At 61.3% G+C, this 18,790-nt stretch carries 19 protein-coding genes; 17 read left to right on the forward strand and 2 right to left on the reverse strand.

Translation table 11 applies throughout. The features are described from left to right. Positions 1-71: 71 nt before the first annotated feature. The 5 genes from aroC (at position 72) to mtnC (ending at position 4,288) form a co-directional block, all read left to right on the forward strand. Positions 72-1,163 carry a chorismate synthase gene (aroC, locus tag AC0R79_RS09890; RefSeq protein WP_011333207.1) on the forward strand — a complete coding sequence of 364 codons (1,092 nt, stop codon included), beginning with the start codon at positions 72-74 and terminating at the stop codon, positions 1,161-1,163. Between the two features lie 31 nt (positions 1,164-1,194). Beyond that, a complete protein-coding gene (locus tag AC0R79_RS09895) occupies positions 1,195-2,340 on the forward strand; it encodes an MFS transporter (protein ID WP_011333208.1) in 1,146 nt (381 codons plus the stop codon). After that, positions 2,337-2,963: a methylthioribulose 1-phosphate dehydratase gene (locus tag AC0R79_RS09900; protein WP_127797381.1), complete on the forward strand. Its 627-nt coding sequence runs from the start codon at positions 2,337-2,339 to the stop codon at positions 2,961-2,963. Before AC0R79_RS09895 ends, AC0R79_RS09900 begins: the two co-directional genes overlap by 4 nt. 91 nt (positions 2,964-3,054) lie before the next feature. Further along, positions 3,055-3,600: a 1,2-dihydroxy-3-keto-5-methylthiopentene dioxygenase gene (locus AC0R79_RS09905; RefSeq protein ID WP_007959995.1), complete on the forward strand. Its 546-nt coding sequence runs from the start codon at positions 3,055-3,057 to the stop codon at positions 3,598-3,600. A 4-nt stretch (positions 3,601-3,604) separates the two neighbouring features. Beyond that, positions 3,605-4,288 (forward strand): acireductone synthase, encoded by a 684-nt coding sequence (mtnC, locus tag AC0R79_RS09910; RefSeq protein WP_474734257.1) that lies wholly within the window; start codon positions 3,605-3,607, stop codon positions 4,286-4,288. A 78-nt stretch (positions 4,289-4,366) separates the two neighbouring features. On the opposite strand, the gene AC0R79_RS09915 is transcribed toward mtnC, so the two are convergent. Further along, complete coding sequence (locus AC0R79_RS09915) at positions 4,367-4,645, reverse strand: DUF3509 domain-containing protein (protein WP_007959992.1); 279 nt, start codon at positions 4,643-4,645, stop codon at positions 4,367-4,369. A 388-nt stretch (positions 4,646-5,033) separates the two neighbouring features. Between AC0R79_RS09915 and AC0R79_RS09920 the strand changes: the two genes are divergently transcribed. The 10 genes from AC0R79_RS09920 (at position 5,034) to AC0R79_RS09965 (ending at position 13,986) form a co-directional block, all read left to right on the forward strand. Next, the gene (locus tag AC0R79_RS09920; protein WP_474734259.1) at positions 5,034-6,872 is read left to right on the forward strand and encodes a long-chain-acyl-CoA synthetase; all 1,839 of its coding nucleotides are present in this window, start codon (positions 5,034-5,036) and stop codon (positions 6,870-6,872) included. A gap of 97 nt (positions 6,873-6,969) precedes the next feature. Further along, entirely contained in the window at positions 6,970-7,488 is a 519-nt protein-coding gene (locus AC0R79_RS09925; protein ID WP_085608799.1) for an ankyrin repeat domain-containing protein, read from the forward strand. Positions 7,489-7,578: 90 nt separating this feature from the next. Next, positions 7,579-8,109: a hypothetical protein gene (locus AC0R79_RS09930; RefSeq protein WP_474734260.1), complete on the forward strand. Its 531-nt coding sequence runs from the start codon at positions 7,579-7,581 to the stop codon at positions 8,107-8,109. Positions 8,110-8,180: 71 nt separating this feature from the next. Then, positions 8,181-8,372: a PLDc N-terminal domain-containing protein gene (locus tag AC0R79_RS09935; protein WP_007959984.1), complete on the forward strand. Its 192-nt coding sequence runs from the start codon at positions 8,181-8,183 to the stop codon at positions 8,370-8,372. A 134-nt stretch (positions 8,373-8,506) separates the two neighbouring features. After that, positions 8,507-9,382: a polyamine aminopropyltransferase gene (speE, locus tag AC0R79_RS09940; protein WP_007959983.1), complete on the forward strand. Its 876-nt coding sequence runs from the start codon at positions 8,507-8,509 to the stop codon at positions 9,380-9,382. A gap of 156 nt (positions 9,383-9,538) precedes the next feature. After that, positions 9,539-9,772, forward strand: coding sequence for a hypothetical protein (locus AC0R79_RS09945; RefSeq protein ID WP_007959980.1), 234 nt, complete (start codon positions 9,539-9,541; stop codon positions 9,770-9,772). Positions 9,773-9,982: 210 nt separating this feature from the next. Continuing rightward, positions 9,983-10,330 carry a ribonuclease E inhibitor RraB gene (locus AC0R79_RS09950; RefSeq protein WP_007959978.1) on the forward strand — a complete coding sequence of 116 codons (348 nt, stop codon included), beginning with the start codon at positions 9,983-9,985 and terminating at the stop codon, positions 10,328-10,330. 477 nt (positions 10,331-10,807) lie between these two features. Further along, positions 10,808-12,217 carry a circularly permuted type 2 ATP-grasp protein gene (locus AC0R79_RS09955; protein ID WP_085690507.1) on the forward strand — a complete coding sequence of 470 codons (1,410 nt, stop codon included), beginning with the start codon at positions 10,808-10,810 and terminating at the stop codon, positions 12,215-12,217. 12 nt (positions 12,218-12,229) lie between these two features. Beyond that, entirely contained in the window at positions 12,230-13,180 is a 951-nt protein-coding gene (locus tag AC0R79_RS09960) for an alpha-E domain-containing protein (protein WP_007959974.1), read from the forward strand. Next, on the forward strand, positions 13,177-13,986 hold the full coding sequence (locus tag AC0R79_RS09965) for a transglutaminase family protein (RefSeq protein ID WP_474734264.1): 810 nt from the start codon (positions 13,177-13,179) through the stop codon (positions 13,984-13,986). Before AC0R79_RS09960 ends, AC0R79_RS09965 begins: the two co-directional genes overlap by 4 nt. 14 nt (positions 13,987-14,000) lie before the next feature. Here the strand turns inward: AC0R79_RS09965 and AC0R79_RS09970 are convergent, their stop codons facing one another. After that, on the reverse strand, positions 14,001-14,786 hold the full coding sequence (locus AC0R79_RS09970) for a c-type cytochrome (RefSeq protein WP_474735081.1): 786 nt from the start codon (positions 14,784-14,786) through the stop codon (positions 14,001-14,003). Positions 14,787-15,410: 624 nt separating this feature from the next. Here AC0R79_RS09970 and AC0R79_RS09975 point away from each other — a divergent pair. Continuing rightward, positions 15,411-16,616, forward strand: a complete 1,206-nt coding sequence (locus AC0R79_RS09975; RefSeq protein ID WP_474734265.1) for an acetyl-CoA C-acetyltransferase — start codon at positions 15,411-15,413, stop codon at positions 16,614-16,616. 17 nt (positions 16,617-16,633) lie between these two features. Next, a complete protein-coding gene (locus AC0R79_RS09980; protein ID WP_474734267.1) occupies positions 16,634-18,778 on the forward strand; it encodes a 3-hydroxyacyl-CoA dehydrogenase NAD-binding domain-containing protein in 2,145 nt (714 codons plus the stop codon). The last annotated feature ends 12 nt before the right edge of the window (positions 18,779-18,790 follow it).

Genomic DNA, 18,790 nt, shown 5'->3' on the forward strand with positions numbered 1-18,790 from the left:
GAACTACTCGGTTAGCCTGCGTATACTGGCGCGCATCACGAATTTGGGTTCGATTTCACGGAGCGTCCTGCATGTCCGGCAATACCTACGGCAAGCTGTTCACTGTCACCACCGCGGGCGAAAGCCATGGTCCGGCGTTGGTCGCCATTGTCGACGGCTGCCCGCCGGGCCTGGAGATTTCCCTTGAGGACCTGCAACGCGATCTCGACCGTCGCAAGCCGGGCACCAGCCGCCACACCACCCAGCGCCAGGAAGCCGACGAAGTCGAAATCCTTTCCGGCGTGTTCGAGGGTCGCACCACCGGCTGCTCCATCGGCCTGCTGATCCGCAACACCGACCAGAAGTCCAAGGACTACTCGGCGATCAAGGACCTGTTCCGCCCGGCCCACGCCGACTACACCTACCACCACAAATACGGCGAGCGCGATTATCGCGGCGGCGGTCGCAGCTCCGCGCGGGAAACCGCCATGCGCGTCGCGGCCGGCGCCATCGCCAAGAAATACCTGGCCAGCCAGGGCATCGTCATTCGCGGCTACATGAGCCAGCTCGGTCCGATCGAAATCCCGTTCAAGACCTGGGAATCGGTCGAGCAGAACGCCTTCTTCAGCCCGGATCCGGACAAAGTGCCGGAGCTGGAAGCCTACATGGACCAACTGCGTCGCGATCAGGACTCCGTCGGGGCGAAGATCACCGTTGTTGCCGAAGGCGTGATGCCGGGCCTGGGCGAGCCGATCTTTGATCGTCTCGACGCCGAACTGGCCCACGCGCTGATGAGCATCAACGCGGTCAAAGGCGTGGAAATCGGTGCCGGTTTCGCCTGCGTTGCCCAGCGGGGCACCGAACACCGTGACGAGCTGACCCCGGAAGGCTTCCTCAGCAACAACGCGGGTGGCATCCTCGGCGGGATCTCTTCGGGTCAGCCGATCGTCGCGCATCTGGCGTTGAAGCCGACTTCGAGCATCACCACCCCGGGCCGTTCGATCGACATCGACGGCAACCCGGTCGACGTGATCACCAAGGGTCGTCACGATCCGTGCGTCGGCATCCGCGCCACGCCGATTGCCGAGGCGATGATGGCCATCGTGCTGATGGATCACCTGCTGCGTCACCGTGGCCAGAACGCCGATGTGCGCGTGAGCACCCCGGTGCTGGGTCAGCTTTGATGGGTGATCTCAAGGCCGCCGCGGTCTGACCGTGGCGGCGCTCCCGTACTGGCGGCTGTCCAGTTTCTATCTGTTCTATTTCGCCTTGCTCGGTTCGACGGCGCCGTTTCTGGCGCTGTACTTCGATCACCTCGGATTCAGCGCCGCGCGCATTGGCGAGCTGGTGGCGATCCCGATGCTGATGCGCTGCGTGGCGCCGAATATCTGGGGTTGGCTCGGCGATTACACCGGCAGACGCCTGGCCATCGTGCGCTTCGGCGCGGTGTGTACGCTGCTGACGTTCTCATTGATTTTCGTCAGCAAGACCTACGCCTGGCTGGCGATGGTCATGGCCTTGCACGCCTTCTTCTGGCACGCGGTGCTGCCGCAGTTCGAAGTCATCACCCTCGCGCATTTGCAGGGCCAGACCTCCCGCTACAGTCAGATCCGCCTCTGGGGCTCGATCGGTTTCATCATCACCGTGGTCGCCCTCGGTCGCCTGTTCGAATGGCTCAGCCTCGATATCTATCCGGCGGCGCTGGTGTTGATCATGGCCGGCATCGTGCTCAGCAGTCTGTGGGTGCCAAACGCGCAGCCGCCTCAGGGCAACCGGCCGACAGGGGAAGGTTTTCTCAAGCAGTTGCGCAATCCCGGGGTGCTGGCGTTCTACGGTTGCGTGGCGCTGATGCAGATGAGCCACGGGCCGTATTACACGTTTTTGACCCTGCACCTCGAACGACTGGGCTACAGCCGTGGCGTGATCGGCATGCTCTGGGCGGTCGGCGTGGTGGCGGAAGTGCTGATGTTCATGGCCATGAGCCGGATCCTCGCGCGTTTTTCCCTGCGGCGGGTGCTGATGGCGAGTTTTCTGCTGGCGGCGTTGCGCTGGTTGCTGCTAGGTTCGTTCGCCGAGTTCCTCTGGGTCTTGCTGTTCGCCCAGGTGCTGCACGCGGCGACGTTCGGCAGCTTTCATGCGGCTGCCATCGCGTTCGTGCAACGTAGCTTCGGCGCGCGCCAGCAAGGGCAGGGCCAGGCGTTGTATGCAGCGCTGGCCGGCACCGGTGGTGCGCTCGGCGCATTGTATTCCGGTTACAGCTGGAATGCCCTCGGCGCGACATTGACCTTTAGTATTGCCAGTCTCGCAGCGCTCGCCGCTGCCGTTATCATTGCCATTCGAATGCAAGAGGACAGGCCATGAGCCTTACCCGTGAACAGCTTGCCCAGCAAATTGTCGACGCCGGGCGTTTTCTTTATGGTCGCGGCTGGTCGCCGGCCACCAGCAGCAATTACTCGACGCGCCTGTCGCCGAGCGAAGCGCTGCTGACCGTGTCCGGCAAGCACAAAGGCCAATTGGGCCTGGACGACGTGCTCGCCACCGACCTGTCCGGCAACAGTCTTGAGCCCGGCAAAAAACCTTCCGCCGAAACCCTGTTGCACACCCAGCTCTACAGCTGGCGCCCGGAGATCGGCGCGGTGTTGCACACCCACTCGGTGAACGCCACGGTGTTGTCGCGCCTGACGCCGGAAGACTTCATCGAGTTCGAAGACTACGAACTGCAAAAAGCCTTCAGCGGCATCTCGACCCACGAGTCCCGGGTGCGCGTGCCGATCTTCGACAACGATCAGGACATTGCACGCCTCGCCGCCAAGGTGCAGCCTTGGCTTGAAGCCCATCCCGATTGCGTCGGTTATCTGATTCGCGGCCACGGCCTCTACACCTGGGGCGCGCAGATGAGCGATGCGCTGCGCCAGATCGAGGCCTTTGAATTTCTGTTTGAATGCGAGTTGAAGACCCGCAGCGTCATGAACCGCCAAGGCTGACTTCACCAGAACCAGCCCATTTGCCTGATGAATGCAGTGCCCGACCGGTCTCGAAGAACCGGACGGCAAGGCCGATACCGAGGAATGCCCCATGAGCAGCCTGTCCGTCTATCACGTTTCCAGCCCCGAAATTCCGAACAAGGTGCTGACCCATTTCGAAGACATCGCCTCGACCCTGGCCGAGCAGGGCGTGCGCTTCGACCGCTGGCAAGCCGCCGCGAAGATCCAGCCCGGCGCCAGCCAGGAAGAAGTGATCGGTGCCTATAAAGAACAGATCGACAAACTGATGACCGAGCGCGGCTACATCACTGTCGATGTGATCAGCCTCAACAGCGATCACCCGCAAAAAGCCGAATTCCGCGCCAAGTTCCTCGAAGAACATCGGCATGGCGAAGACGAAGTGCGTTTTTTCGTCGCCGGTCGTGGCCTGTTTACCCTGCACATCGACGATTACGTCTACGCCGTGCTGTGCGAAAAGAACGACCTGATTTCGGTGCCAGCCGGCACCAAGCACTGGTTCGACATGGGCGAGAACCCGCATTTCGTGGCGATCCGCCTGTTCAACAACCCTGAAGGCTGGGTCGCCAACTTCACCGGCGAAGACATCGCCGGCCGCTTCCCGCGTCTGGAGGACTGAGCCGATGTCGATCAAGGTCATTCTCACCGACATCGAAGGCACCACCAGCGCGGTGAGTTTTGTGTTCGACGTGCTGTTTCCGTATGCCGCCAAACACCTGCCGGACTTCGTTCGCCAGAACGCCCAGCGTGCCGACGTTGCCGAGCAACTGGATGCCGTGCGCCGCGACAGCAACGAACCGCAGGCTGACGTCGAGCGGGTCGTGGAAATTCTGCTGGACTGGATCGCCGAAGACCGCAAGGCCACGCCGCTGAAAGCGTTGCAAGGCATGGTCTGGGAACAGGGTTATCAGGCCGGGCAGTTGAAAGGCCATGTTTATCCGGACGCCGTTGAAGCGCTCCAGCGCTGGCATCAGGCCGGTTATCAACTGTTTGTGTATTCGTCCGGTTCGATTCAGGCGCAGAAGCTGATTTTCGGCTGCTCGGAAGCAGGGGATCTGACGCCGCTGTTCAATGGCTACTTCGACACCACGTCGGGCCCCAAGCGCGAGGCGCAGTCGTACAGCAATATCCAGCAGGCCATCGGGGTCGAGCCGCAGGAGATCCTGTTCCTGTCCGACATCGTCCAGGAACTCGATGCCGCCCAGGCCGCCGGCCTGCAAACCTGCGGGCTGGCCCGTGAAGGCGGGGAGTTGGCAGGGCATGTAACCGTGGACAGCTTCACCGGGATCGAACCGGAAGCGTTCTGAGTTCACACAATCGACGCGCAAAAAAAACAGGCCGTGAAGCGAAAGCTCCACGGCCTGTCCGTTTATACGGTGTTCGAATTACATCGAGTGATAGGTCGGCAGGGCAAAACGCTGCTGACTTTGCAGCATGCCGATCTGCGGCAGCTCGCTGGCTTGTTCCGCCAGATCACGACGGATCGCGCTGATTGCCCACGACAGTTGGTCGCCGGCATGCAGTTGCTGATAGGTCAGCGCACGTTTGAACACTTTGCCGTCGGCACTCTTCAGCGTCAGCAGAATCCCGCCATCGGGACGTGGCGCAGTGGTGACATTGAAGTTGGAGAACAGGGAGGTAAATTTTTCTTGGATCAGGCTCATGTCTTTCAGCTCCGTATGCACTTGAATGGCAAGCATGCGTAGGGAGTTGCAGCGATTGTGCCAGTATTTATTTTTTTAAAAATCGTTATAAATCAATAGCTTATAAAATTGTCTAATTCCCATCGTCGTGCAATCTGCATGAATGGCCATCGTGCATCCTGCATTTTGCGGGATCGCTGTCGATCCGATGGAACCATTCCGGCGGGCCGCAATCCCGCTTCGCCTTGTAGCGCTGGCGGATACAAAACATTGCAAAAACCGCGTGTACAGCCCGCGAAGCCCTGACGTATTTTCGGCCTCGACCCTCGCTCGAGAAGCGCTGGTTGCCTCACCCGATTGCCCGACAATAAAAATCCGGCCTGCACGTCAAGGTCGAACGGGAGCTGCCATGCGCCACGCGCCGAGCGACACGATTACCTGGGGCATGATGCTCCGCAAACTGCCGATGATTGCCAAAGCCATCCCTCGGGTGGTGAAAGGCATGAAGGTGGCCAACGTCAAGGATCCGACCCAAACCTGTGGCCTGGGCTGGACATTCGAGCAAGCGACCCTGCGCAATCCCGAAGGCCCCGCGCTGCTGTCGGGCGAGGTGGTGCTGAGTTATTCACAGGTCAACCAGTGGGCCAACCGCATCGCCCATTATTTGATCGGGCAGGGCATCGGCAAGGGCGATGTGGTGGCGGTGTTCATCGAGAACCGCCCGGAACTGCTGGTGACGATTCTGGCCCTGGCCAAAGTCGGTGCGGTCAGCGCGCTGCTCAATACCTCGCAGACCCGCGATACGCTGATCCACAGCATCAATCTGGTGACACCGGCGGCGATTGTCGTCGGTGAAGAATTGCTGCCGGCATTTGCGGCGGTACGCGAGGAAGTAGCGATCTCGGCAGCGCGCGCATGGTTCGTCGCCGATCAGGATACCTTCAGCCATCCGGGCATCGCGCCCGAGGGTTATATCAACCTGATCAGCGCCAGTGCCGATGCCTCTGGCGACAACCCGGCTAGTAGCCGGCAGATTTTCTTCGACGATCCCTGTTTTTATATCTACACCTCCGGCACCACCGGTTTGCCCAAGGCCGGGGTGTTCAAGCACGGACGCTGGATGCGCAGTTCGGCGAGCTTCGGCATGATCGCCCTCGACATGCGCCCGAACGACATCGTCTATTGCACCTTGCCGCTGTACCACGCCACCGGGCTTTGCGTGTGCTGGGGTTCGGCGGTCAATGGCGCGTCGGGTTTCGCCATTCGCCGCAAGTTCAGCGCCCGGCAGTTCTGGAGCGATGTGCGCCGCTACCGCGCAACCACCATCGGTTACGTCGGCGAGTTGTGCCGGTATCTGGTGGATCAGCCGCTCAGCGCCGACGACAGTCGTCACGACGTGCGCAAGATGATCGGCAACGGCCTGCGACCCGGTGCGTGGGCCGAGTTCAAGACCCGCTTCGGCGTGGATCACATCTGTGAGCTTTACGCCGCCAGCGACGGCAATATCGGCTTCACCAACATCCTCAATTTCGAAAACACCATCGGTTTCTCGCTGATGGCCTGGGAACTGGTGGCCTACGACCAGGACAGCGGCGAACCGATTCGCGGCGATGATGGATTCATGCGCAAGGTCGGCCGGGGCGAGCGGGGCCTGCTGCTGGCGCGGATCGATGAAAAGGCGCCGCTGGACGGCTACACCGATCCGCAGAAAACCGCCAAGGTCGTGTTGCAGGACGTGTTCAACAAGGGCGATCGCTTTTTCAACACCGGCGATCTGCTGCGCAACATCGGATTCGGTCATGCGCAGTTTGTCGACCGCCTCGGCGACACCTACCGCTGGAAGGGCGAGAACGTCTCGACCACCGAGGTCGAGAATCTGCTGCTCCAGCATCCGCATATTTCCGAAGCGGTGGCCTATGGCGTGGAAATCCCCAACACCAATGGCCGCGCCGGGATGGCGGCGATCACCCCGGCCGAGTCTTTGGCGACCCTGGATTTCGCCGAGCTGCTGGCTTTCGCCCGCCAGCGCATGCCGGCCTACGCGGTGCCGCTGTTCTTGCGGGTCAAGGTGAAAATGGAAACCACCGGCACCTTCAAATACCAGAAAACCCGCCTGAAAAACGAAGGCTTCGACCCCGGCCAGACGGGGGATGATCCGATTTACGCCTGGCTGCCGGGGACTGAAACCTACGTGCAGGTCACGGATGAAATCCTTGCGGACATCCGGGCAGGCAAGTACCGCTATTGATATTGGCTATCGGCGGTCTTGGAAAAAAGGGGATGACAGCTATCGCCGCGCTCGGGAAACTATCGGCTTTCCGATAGACCGAAAGTGGAGTTGCCCCATGTCCGACCAAAGCCGCCAGATGACCCCAGAAGAAGCTGCCGAATTCACCGAGCAGGTATTCAACAAGGCGCGCGAGGGCGATGCGGTGATGCTGGATCGCCTGATCACTGCCGGTCTGCCGGTGAACCTGACCAACAGCAAGGGCGACACCCTGCTGATGCTCGCCAGTTACTACGGGCATGTGGACGCGGTGCAAGTGTTGCTCAAGCACAAGGCTGACCCGGAACAACGCAACGGCAACGGCCAGAGCCCGATTGCCGGCGCCGCGTTCAAAGGTGATCTGGCGGTGGTCAAGGCGTTGGTGGCCGGTGGCGCGCAGATCGAAGGCGCCTCCTTCGACGGCCGCACGGCGCTGATGATGGCGGCGATGTTCAACCGCGTTGAAATCGTCGACTTCCTGATCGACCAGGGCGCCGACCCGAAAGCCAAGGATGCCAACGGCATCACCGCGCTGGACGCGGCCCGCACAATGGGCGCTGTCGACACTACTGCGCAGCTGGAAAAACTGCTGGGCTGAAGCCGCTGGCCGGAACCCGCTCTGTGGCGAAGGCGAGAATGCGCTATCCTTCGCGCCCTCAAAATTCCCTTCGCCACAGGATCCGCCCCCATGAAAGCCGCACTCGCCGAACTCATCAGCAAAATCAGCTCCGGCTGCATGGGCGAAGACGAGATCCTGAAGGTCGCTGACGAAGCGGCACAGGCCTACGCCGATGCCGACGCTTTTCTGACCGCCAACCCGGACATCAACTACGACGACACTTTCCCGATTCCGCTGGGCGAGTGGGTCGTGGTCGGCAGCCTGCCAGAGACCGTGCTGTTCCAGGCCGACACCTACGCCGACCTGTTCGCGCAGATCGTTGCCTCGTTCGGCCCGGGCGTCGACTTCAACCTCAAGCCCAAGCAACTGGCCAAGACCGAAGCGCTGACCGCGCTCAACCGCATCCAGGTGCAGATGAGCAGCCTGAACAAGGAAAACGGCGGTTACACCCTGATGAACTTCAGCCAGTTGCTCGATGACGAGCTGCAAGTGGTGCTGGTCTACGACAACGACGTGCCGCGCGTACTGGAACTGTGCGCCGAAGTCGGCATTGCCGCCGCGCCGTCGCTGGAAGCCCTGAAGGTCGCCGTTCACGTCTGAATGCAATAAAAGGGAACCCTGTGCGCGACCGTCTATCCTAAAAGTGCATGCCACTATTCTGGAGCGACACCATGGGTTCCACGTTCAACGGCCTGGTCGGCCTGATCATTCTTGCGCTCGACATCTGGGCGATCATCAATGTGCTGAAAAGCGGCGCCGAGACCGGGATGAAAATCCTCTGGGTGCTGCTCATCATCCTCCTGCCGGTGCTGGGCCTGATCATCTGGGCGATTGCCGGGCCGCGGGGCAATGTGCGGATCTGACCGTTCGCACCCTGATTGGGTCGGGCCGATGAACTGAGGTTCGACCTGTCATCTTCGGCAACGTAGAATGCGCGCCTTTCCCGGGCAATCGAACCTGACGATTGGCGCCCGCGCATTCATCGGAGCACTTCACCATGACCGTCACCAAGACCAGCGAATACCTGGAAACCCTCTACGAAGGCTACGGCCAGCGTTTTCGCATGGAAAAACTGCTGCACGAAGTGCGCACCGAACACCAGCACCTGGTGATTTTCCAGAACCCGCGCATGGGCCGGGTGATGGCGCTGGACGGCGTGATCCAGACCACCGAAGCCGATGAATTCATCTACCACGAAATGCTCACCCACGTGCCGATCCTCGCCCACGGCACCGCCAAGCGAGTGCTGATCATCGGCGGCGGCGACGGCGGCATGCTGCGCGAAGTGACCAAGCACGCCAGCGTCGAGCACATCACCATGGTCGAGATCGACGGCACCGTGGTCGACATGTGTAAGGAGTTCCTGCCGAACCACTCCAAGGGCGCCTACGACGATCCACGCCTGAATCTGGTGATCGATGACGGCATGCGTTTCGTCGCGACCACCACTGAAAAGTTCGACGTGATCATTTCCGACTCCACCGACCCGATCGGCCCGGGTGAAGTGCTGTTCTCGGAAAACTTCTACCAGGCCTGCCACCGCTGCCTGAACGAGGGCGGCATCCTCGTGACCCAGAACGGCACGCCGTTCATGCAGATCGAAGAAGTGAAAACCACCGCCGGCCGCCTGCGCAGCCTGTTCCCGGACTGGCACTTCTATCAGGCGGCCGTGCCGACCTACATCGGTGGTTCGATGACCTTCGCCTGGGGCTCGACCAACCCGGCCTACCGCAAGCTGAGCCGCGAAGTATTGCAACAACGCTTCATCGGCAGCGGCATCGTCACCCGCTACTACAACCCGGAAATCCATATCGGCGCCTTCGCCTTGCCGCAATACGTGCTGCAAGCAGTGAACAAGCCAAGCAACGACTGATCGTTCGCGGGTCAGAAAAAGCCGAGGCCGGTGTGCGAAAACACGCCGGCCTCGGCTTTTTTCATGTTGCATCGGTGTAAACCTTTTGAACGATCAATCCTGACAAAAGTCGAGATAGGTGTAAGCCCATTTGCGGGTTTGATCGAGGAGGCTCCGATGTCAAAGTGGAAAGTCACTTTCGTGGACGATCATGGTGAAACGATCGACGAAGTCTTCGAGTGCGAGGAATGCCCCAGCCATGAACGGGCAGCCCGCCTCATCAAGGAACGACTCCTGCCAGTCGCCGCCGAGCTTGACCTGAACGATCTGGAAGGGCGCACCGCCGATGCCGGCGTGAAAAGCCTGAAAACCCAGAACAGCATCGAAATCCGCAGCATCACCCCAATCTGAATCTTCATTTTCTTCATGTACCAGGCCTTGGCAGCGGCTCTATCTTGGGGCTACTCTGCAAGCGAGATCAGCGAACGGATCGCTAAGGTCTGGTCTTGTCAGCTACATGCTTGTTTCCCGCCGGCAACGCGGTTGCCGTAAGCACCCGGGCCCGTTGGGTCAGTGCAGGGAATACGGAAAGTCTATCCATCTATGCGAGGGGGACGATTCATGAGCACAGCCTATCAAGAAGACATCAGCAGCAGCGTGCTGCGCCGCATGAAAGAAGGCGGTTTCGATTTTTCCCGATTCCATCCCATCGAGTTCTACGCCATTTTCCCGGACGAGGAGCGGGCGCGCAGGGCGGCAGGCAAGTTTCGCGGTGAATCCATCAATGCCCAGGTCAGTGCGCGCGACGACGGCGCCTGGTCTCTGGAATTGAGCAAGGTGATGTACGCAACCTACGACGACATTGGCGATTTCGAGCAGGGCTTTTCGGCGGTGGTCGAGCCCTTGGGCGGCATCATCGAAGGCTGGGGCGTGAAACAGGAGATCCGCAACCGGCACCGTTTGAACTGATCACTCTCGCAACACGTCGAGCTACGGCTGACCTTCGGGTCGGCCGTTGTCGTTTCTGCCGCCCCGAAAGCGCATGGCAAAACCCTGAAACAAGAAACCGGCGCAAAAAAAAGCCACCTGAAAAGGTGGCTGAAAGGGAAGACCGGAAGGAGAGGAAACCGGTCAGGGTTACGGCCGGGAGGGCTGCCGAGGCAAGCCGGATCAGTGGAGCTGCGTAATTCGTCGGCGACGTTTTTGCAGCGGATGCGCGGATTATCCGCAGCCGCCGGCGGGCAGTGAAATCAACTCTGACTATGCTGGTGATAGGCGACGGGACTGCGTCGCAATGAAGCGGGGGCGATCAGGTTGGGGCATTTGCCGCACAGGAATGGTGCGGTGCGTGTGGCGTGAATATCCAACCGATTGAAATCAAAGCGTTTATGCCGATGGCACGGGCCTTGCGAAGGCCTGTATGTCCGGGGTGACAAGGAGTACGGCATGATCCGCACCTATTTTGATGAAATGTACGATGCCGGCGGCCAGGTTCGCCCGCATTACCGGGAGTTTGCCCGCTGGCTGGCCGAAACGCCTGATGAACTGCTGGCCCAGCGGCGACGCGAGGCCGATCTGCTGTTCCATCGTGCCGGGATTACTTTCACGCTCTACGGGGACGAGCAAGGGACAGAACGCCTGATTCCCTTCGACACCATTCCGCGCAGCATCCCCGCCAGCGAGTGGCGGATCGTCGAGCGCGGCTGCATCCAGCGGGTCAAGGCGTTGAACATGTTCCTCGCCGACCTTTACCACGAGCAGCGCATCATCAAGGCCGGGATCATTCCTGCCGAGCAGGTGCTGGCCAACGAGCAATACCAGTTGGCAATGCAGGGGCTGGATCTGCACCGCGATATCTATTCGCACATCTCCGGCGTCGATCTGGTGCGCGACGGCGACGGCACGTATTACGTGCTCGAGGACAACCTGCGCACACCGAGCGGCGTGAGCTACATGCTCGAAGACCGCAAGATGATGATGCGCCTGTTCCCCGAACTGTTCGCGGCCCAGCGCATCGCCCCGATCGACCATTACCCGAACCTGCTGCTCGACACCCTGAAAAGCTCAAGCCCGATCGACGACCCGAGTGTGGTGGTGCTGACGCCGGGACGGTTCAACAGCGCGTTTTTCGAGCATGCGTTTCTCGCCCGGGAAATGGGCGTGGAGCTGGTGGAGGGCGCGGATCTGTTCGTGCGCGACGACAAGGTTTTCATGCGCACCACCGACGGCCCGAAAGCGGTGGACGTGATCTACCGTCGGCTCGACGACGCGTTCCTCGATCCGCTGGCGTTCCGCCCGGATTCGATGCTCGGCGTGCCGGGACTGCTGTCGTCGTATCGCTCGGGCAACGTGGTGCTGGCCAATGCGATCGGCACCGGCGTGGCGGACGACAAATCGGTGTACCCGTTCGTTACCGAGATGATCCGTTTCTACCTCGACGAAGAGCCGATCCTGAAGAACGTGCCGACCTGGCAATGCCGCAATCCGTCTGAACTTTCCCATGTCCTGGCCAATCTTCCGGATCTGGTGGTCAAGGAAACCCAGGGCTCCGGCGGTTACGGAATGCTCGTGGGGCCGGCGGCGACGACCGCGGAAATCGATGCGTTCCGCGAGCGGATCAAGGCCAAGCCCCACGCGTACATCGCGCAACCGACGCTGTCGCTGTCGACCTGTCCGACCTTTGTCGAAAACGGCATTGCGCCGCGCCATATCGACCTGCGCCCGTTCGTATTGTCCGGTCGCGAAACCCGGGTCGTGCCCGGCGGTTTGACCCGTGTGGCCCTGCGTGAAGGCTCTCTGGTGGTGAATTCATCCCAGGGCGGCGGAACCAAGGACACCTGGGTGGTCGAGGATTGAAGGAAGCCTGCCATGTTAAGTAGAACTGCCTCGGATCTGTACTGGATGTCGCGTTACCTGGAGCGGGCGGAAAACCTCGCACGGATGCTCGATGTCAGCTATTCGCTGTCGCTGATGCCGCAGGACGGCCGTGGCGACGGTCTGCACGAACTGGCGATGCCGCTGTTGATCACCGGCACGCTGGACGATTACCTGGAACGTCACGGCGAGCTGCATGCCGAGCGCTTGCTGCATTTCTTCGCCCTCGACGCGGCGAATCCGGCGAGCATCTATAGCTGCCTCGGTGCGGCGCGGGCCAGCGCCCACGCGGTGCGCGGTCGGATCACCGCCGACATGTGGGAGAACATCAACGCCACCTGGCTGGAGATCCGCGGGATCGCCAATCAGGGCCTCAGCCGCTATGGCATGAGCCGTTTCTGCGAGTGGATCAAGGAGCGTTCGCACCTGTTTCGGGGCGCGTCCTACGGCACCATCATGCGTAACGATGCGTTTCGTTTCATTCGCCTGGGCACCTTCATCGAACGCGCTGACAACACCTTGCGCCTGCTCGATGCTCGTTACGAGATGGCCGGCGATCAGGCCGAAGCGGTCAGCGACGGCACCGCTCACGCCTATTACCAGTGGAGTGCGCTGTTGCGGGCGCTGTCATCGTTCGAGGCCTACACCGAGATCTATCGCGATGCGCCCGGCGCCCGGCATGTGGCCGAGCTGCTGTTGCTGCGCGCCGACGTGCCGCGTTCGCTGCGGGCCTGCACCGAAGAGATCGACCAGATTCTCGCGCAATTGCCGGGGGCTAACGGTCGTCCTGCGCAACGACTGGCGGCGGAAATGGACGCGCGTCTGCGCTACACCGGCATTCAAGAAATTCTCGAGGAAGGGCTGCACGCCTGGCTCACCGAATTCATCCCGCTGGTGCGCCAGCTGGGCAACGCCATTCACAGTTCCTACCTGGAGGCCGCATGAGACTTTCCATCAGCCACGAGACCACCTATCACTACGAAGATCAGGTGCGCGCGAGCATCCAGTACCTGCGCCTGACACCCCACGACAGCGAGCGTCAGCACGTGCTGAGCTGGCAACTCGATCTGCCGCGCCCGGTGCGTGCCCAGCTCGACCCGTTCGGCAACATCCTGCATGTGCTGACTATGGACGAGCCCCACGAAGCGATCATCATCGGCGCCCGGGGGCAGGTCGATATCGACGAGTTGCGCGAGGCGGAGCACGAGAGTCAGTCGGCGCTGCCGTTCCTGCGTTTCACCCGGCTGACCGAGGCTGACGAGGCATTGCGGGCGTTTGCCGAGATGTCCTGCAAACAGCGTCGGGACCGCAATGCACTGATCGATCTGATGCATGGTTTGAACCAGCACATGACCTACAAGCCGGGCGCCACCGAAGTCGACACCAGCGCCGCCGAAGCGTTTGCCGGCCGGGCGGGTGTTTGCCAGGATCACGCCCACGCGTTTCTGGCCTGCGCGCGCAGCCTCGGTGTGCCTTCGCGGTATGTGTCGGGTTATCTGTACAGCGAGGATTGCGAGCATCTGGCCAGTCATGCCTGGGCCGAAGCCTGGATCGATGACGCCTGGTACAGCTTTGACGTGACCAATGAACTGGCGCGGCCGGAGCGGCACCTGAAACTGGCGGTGGGTCTGGATTATCTGGATGCCTGCCCGGTGCGCGGGATGCGCCGGGGCGGCGGCTCAGAGCAGATGCACGCGAAAGTGCTGGTGTCGCCGACACCAGCGCCAATCATCTCGGTGCAGCAGCAGTAAACGGCGTAGTTGGCTTACTTGGCGGGCGCAACCTTGCGCCCGGCCATGTGCTGCAAATACCCGATCAGCTTCTGCAGATCCGCATCCGGCAACACTTCGGCGGAAAACCCCGGCATCTTCGCCTGCGGCCACTGACGCAGACTCTGCGGATCGCGGATATAGCGCTTGAGGAAGTCCGCGCCGAAGTACTCGGTCGGGTTGTAGGGAATATTCAGGTCCGGACCGAACTGCGCATCGCCCGCGCCATTCAGGCGATGGCACGCCAGACAGTTCTTCTGGAACAGCGCAAACCCCTGATTCACCGGGTCATCGGCCTTCAACGCAGGATCCGGCAACAGGGCAGGGAAGCGCTCGGCCACCGGCGCCATGCGCTTGATGCTCGCCACTTCGAACGGCCATTGTTCCGGGCTGATATTGCCGGCTTGCGGATCGGTCCACACCAGATAAAACGGCCCGGCGCTGTGCTTGCCTTCCGACAGCGGCGGCCAGGGCTGCGCCGGATCTTCGATGGCGAGCCAGGCGCGTGAACCCTTGTTGTTCAGTAGCGGCGCGGCGGACAGCTCTGCGGCAAAACCGTCCAGCGCTACGGCTTGCAGATGATCGTCCGGTTTGATGCCGGTCAGCAGCGCGGCCATCGGCACGGCGCGATAAGTCATGTCCTTCTTGTAGGACACATCATTCTTGATCGTGAGAGTTTGTACCTGAGGATGCTTGAGCAACTCCTCGGTCTGCCAGGTGCGGCTGTTCGCGCCCAGCTCCAGGTTCAGCTGCGCGGCAGACAGGGGCATGCTCAGCAGCATGGCCCCGAACAGAATGAGCGTTTTCAAGTGATCGCCGTCCGTGTCGTGGAAGTGCGCAAAGGTTGGCACAGCCACGCTGGCCCGGGTAGCGGGCCAGTCACATTTTCAGTGGCGATGAACAATACCTGCCGCTTGAATCAGCCGATGACCTTGGTCAGGTTCGGCAGAATCAACAACAGCGTCGTGGCGAAAAGAATGAGCCCTGCTTGCCGTACTTTCGGTTGTTTGAACATGGCTTGACCGCCTTTTTTGTTATTTCCTGATGCCTGCCTGCATATCCATGACGGCAAGCGCTGCACTTCCTGTAGCGAACGCCTGTCTCGGCAAAACCCGACGACAACGACGTACATCTTCACCTTAGGGCCCGCGTCACGCTTGGCTTAGATCCATTTCGTATGTATTTGCTACCTGTCGCGATTAAAAAGGCATGAGGCCCATTGCCAGCTTCTTTGCCGCCCGTTTGCTAGACAGCTCGCGCACCTGAACCGGTTAACCAAGACACGGATGACCGTCCGTCTGAGCGTGCGCGTCAACGTCATTGAGCGCTGTGGTCATTGAATCCTTGGCCTGCGAAGACAACAGTGACAGCACGAATTTCACTCACCGCACAGGTTCGAGGACGTCATGACCCAAGCTTTGATTTTCGACGCGTTACGCACGCCCCGTGGCAAGGGCAAGGCCGACGGATCGCTGCACAGCGTCAAGCCGGTGAACCTGGTGGCCGGGCTGCTGACCGCTTTGCAAGCGCGCACCGTGCTGGACACCAGCCAGGTCGATGACGTGGTGCTCGGTTGCGTCACGCCGATTGGCGATCAGGGCTCCGACATCGCCAAGACCGCCGTGCAGGTGGCCGATTGGGACGTCAGCGTCGCGGGCGTGCAGATCAACCGCTTCTGCGCCTCGGGGCTGGAAGCGGTGAACCTGGGGGCGATGAAAGTGCGCTCCGGGTTCGAAGACCTGGTGGTGGTTGGTGGCGTCGAATCCATGTCCCGCGTGCCGATGGGCAGCGACGGCGGCGCCTGGGCGCTGGACCCGCAGACCAACCTGCACAGCCACTTCACGCCGCAAGGCGTCGGCGCCGACCTGATCGCCACCCTTGAAGGCTTCAGCCGGCAGGATGTCGATACCTACGCGCTGCACTCACAGCAGAAAGCCGCGCGTGCCCGGGCCGACGGTTCGTTCAACAAGTCGCTGGTGCCGGTGCAGGATCAGAACGGCATCATCCTGCTCGATCACGATGAGTTCATTCGCGCCGAGTCGACCCTTGAAGGTCTGGGCAAACTCAAGCCGAGCTTCGAGATGATCGGCCAGATGGGCTTCGACGCCACGGCACTGCGGGTCTACAGCCATGTCGAGCGCATCAATCATGTGCACACGCCGGGCAACAGCTCGGGGATCGTCGACGGCGCGGCGCTGATGTTGATCGGCTCGGAAGCGAAGGGGCGTGCGCTGGGCCTGCAACCCCGGGCGCGGATTGTCGCCACGGCGGTCACCAGCACTGACCCGACCATCATGCTCACCGGCCCGGCGCCGGCCACTCGCAAGGCGCTGGCCAAGGCCGGGCTGCGGGTGGAAGACATCGACCTGTTCGAGGTCAACGAGGCGTTCGCCTCGGTGGTGCTGAAATTCATCAAGGACATGGCCGTCGACCCGGACAAGGTCAACGTCAATGGCGGCTCGATCGCCATGGGCCACCCGCTGGGCGCCACCGGTTGCGCGATTCTCGGCACCTTGCTCGATGAACTGGAAGCCCGGCGCCTGCGCTACGGCCTCGCGACGCTGTGCGTCGGCGGCGGCATGGGCATCGCCACCATCATCGAACGCCTCTGACCCCAAGGAATCCTGTCATGACCCAAGCCATTCGTTACGAAAAAGGCCAGGACGGCATCGTCCTCCTGACCATCGACATGCCGGGCCAGAGCGCCAACACCATGAACGCGGTGTACCGCGAAGCCATGGCCGAAAGCGTCGCCCGTTTGCAGGCGGAAAAAGATGACATCGCCGGGGTGATCATCACCTCGGCCAAGAAAACCTTCTTCGCCGGCGGCGACCTGAATGAACTGATCAAGGTCGGCAAGCCCGAAGCCAAGGCTTTCTACGACATGGTGCTGACCCTCAAGGGCCAGTTGCGCACCCTGGAAACCCTCGGCAAACCGGTGGTGGCGGCGATCAACGGCGCGGCGCTCGGCGGTGGCTGGGAAATCTGCCTGGCCTGCCACCACCGCGTGGCGCTGGACGATGCGTCGGTGCAACTCGGTTTGCCGGAAGTGACCCTCGGCCTGTTGCCGGGCGGCGGTGGCGTGGTGCGCATGGTGCGCATGCTTGGCATCGAAAAGGCTTTGCCGTATCTGCTTGAAGGCAAGAAAGTCCGTCCGCAGCAGGCGTTGCAGGCCGGATTGATCGATGAGCTGGCGGCGGATCGCGATGAGCTGCTGGCCAAGGCCCGGGCCTGGATTCTGGCCAATCCTGCGGCCGTGCAGCGTTGGGATGTGAAGGGTTATCAGATTCCCGGCGGCACGCCATCCAATCCGAAAGTCGCGCAGATGCTGGCGATTGCGCCGTCGATCCTGCGCACCAAAACCCAGGGTACGTTGCCGGCACCGGAGAAAATTCTGTGTGCGGCTGTGGAAGGCGCGCAGGTGGATTTCGACACGGCGCACCTGATCGAAACCCGCTATTTCACCGAACTGACCACCGGCCAGATCTCGAAAAACCTGATCGGCACGTTCTGGTTCCAGCTCAATGAAATCAATGCCGGCGGTTCGCGGCCGCAGGGTTTTGCGCCTTATGTGACGAAACGCGTGGGCGTGCTCGGCGCGGGCATGATGGGCGCCGGGATCGCTTATGTCAGCGCCTCGACCGGGATCGACGTGGTGCTCAAGGACATCAACCTTGCGGCTGCGGAAAAGGGCAAGGCGCATTCGGCGGCGCTGCTGGACAAGAAAGTTGCTCGCGGGCAAATGTCTGCGCAGCAGCGTGAAGCGGTGCTGGCGCGGATTCATCCGACCGAAAGCGATGACGATCTGGCAGGTTGCGATCTGATCATCGAGGCGGTGTTCGAGGATCGTCAACTCAAGGCCAAGGTCTCGGCAGCAGCGCAACAGGTGGTTGGCGCCGACGCGGTGATTGCTTCCAACACGTCGACCTTGCCCATCACTGGCCTGGCGACCGCAGTACCGGATCAAAGCAAGTTCATCGGCCTGCACTTCTTCAGCCCGGTGGAAAAGATGCCGCTGGTGGAAATCATCAAGGGCGCGCAAACCAGCGACGAAACCCTCGCACGCGGGTTCGATTTCGTACTGCAAATCAAGAAAACCCCGATAGTGGTCAACGACAGTCGCGGCTTCTTCACGTCGCGAGTATTCGGCACCTTTACCAATGAAGGCATTGCGATGCTCGGTGAGGGCGTCAGTGCGCCGATGATCGAGACCGAAGCGCGCAAGGCCGGCATGCCTGTCGGACCGCTGGCGATCTCTGACGAAGTTTCCCTCAGCCTGATGAGCCATATCCGTCAGCAAACGGCCAAAGACCTTCAAGCAGAAGGGAAACCGCTGATTGAGCACCCGGCGTTCGCCGTGATTGACTTGCTGCTCAACGAATACAAGCGGCCGGGCAAGGCAGCGGGAGGCGGTTTTTACGAGTACCCGGCGGGTGGGCAGAAACATCTTTGGCCCGAGCTGAAAAACCGTTTCGAGAAAGCCGACGGGCAGATTTCGCCGAAGGATGTGCGTGATCGACTGCTGTTCGTGCAGGCCATCGAAACCGTGCGTTGTGTGGAGGAGGGCGTGCTGACGTCGACGGCTGACGCCAACGTCGGCTCGATCTTCGGCATCGGTTTTGCGGCATGGACGGGCGGCGCGTTGCAGTTCATCAACCAATATGGCGTGAAGGACTTTGTCGCCCGGGCGCAGTACCTGGCGGAGCAGTACGGTGAGCGTTTCGCACCGCCTGCGCTGCTGCTGGAAAAAGCTGCCAAGGGCGAGTCGTTCTAACGGGGTGGGGAC

Source organism: Pseudomonas sp. HD57-3, assembly GCF_056113135.1.

Coding starts and splice junctions, on each gene's coding strand:
- AC0R79_RS09930 (WP_474734260.1), top strand. CDS start 7,579: ATGAAAGCCGCACTCGCCGAACTCATCAGCAAAATCAGCTCCGGCTGC.
- AC0R79_RS09905 (WP_007959995.1), top strand. CDS start 3,055: ATGAGCAGCCTGTCCGTCTATCACGTTTCCAGCCCCGAAATTCCGAAC.
- AC0R79_RS09965 (WP_474734264.1), top strand. CDS start 13,177: ATGAGACTTTCCATCAGCCACGAGACCACCTATCACTACGAAGATCAG.
- AC0R79_RS09900 (WP_127797381.1), top strand. CDS start 2,337: ATGAGCCTTACCCGTGAACAGCTTGCCCAGCAAATTGTCGACGCCGGG.
- AC0R79_RS09960 (WP_007959974.1), top strand. CDS start 12,230: ATGTTAAGTAGAACTGCCTCGGATCTGTACTGGATGTCGCGTTACCTG.
- AC0R79_RS09955 (WP_085690507.1), top strand. CDS start 10,808: ATGATCCGCACCTATTTTGATGAAATGTACGATGCCGGCGGCCAGGTT.
- AC0R79_RS09920 (WP_474734259.1), top strand. CDS start 5,034: ATGCGCCACGCGCCGAGCGACACGATTACCTGGGGCATGATGCTCCGC.
- AC0R79_RS09970 (WP_474735081.1), bottom strand. CDS start 14,786: ATGCTGCTGAGCATGCCCCTGTCTGCCGCGCAGCTGAACCTGGAGCTG.
- mtnC (WP_474734257.1), top strand. CDS start 3,605: ATGTCGATCAAGGTCATTCTCACCGACATCGAAGGCACCACCAGCGCG.
- speE (WP_007959983.1), top strand. CDS start 8,507: ATGACCGTCACCAAGACCAGCGAATACCTGGAAACCCTCTACGAAGGC.
- AC0R79_RS09975 (WP_474734265.1), top strand. CDS start 15,411: ATGACCCAAGCTTTGATTTTCGACGCGTTACGCACGCCCCGTGGCAAG.
- AC0R79_RS09935 (WP_007959984.1), top strand. CDS start 8,181: ATGGGTTCCACGTTCAACGGCCTGGTCGGCCTGATCATTCTTGCGCTC.
- AC0R79_RS09950 (WP_007959978.1), top strand. CDS start 9,983: ATGAGCACAGCCTATCAAGAAGACATCAGCAGCAGCGTGCTGCGCCGC.
- aroC (WP_011333207.1), top strand. CDS start 72: ATGTCCGGCAATACCTACGGCAAGCTGTTCACTGTCACCACCGCGGGC.
- AC0R79_RS09945 (WP_007959980.1), top strand. CDS start 9,539: ATGTCAAAGTGGAAAGTCACTTTCGTGGACGATCATGGTGAAACGATC.
- AC0R79_RS09925 (WP_085608799.1), top strand. CDS start 6,970: ATGTCCGACCAAAGCCGCCAGATGACCCCAGAAGAAGCTGCCGAATTC.
- AC0R79_RS09980 (WP_474734267.1), top strand. CDS start 16,634: ATGACCCAAGCCATTCGTTACGAAAAAGGCCAGGACGGCATCGTCCTC.
- AC0R79_RS09915 (WP_007959992.1), bottom strand. CDS start 4,645: ATGAGCCTGATCCAAGAAAAATTTACCTCCCTGTTCTCCAACTTCAAT.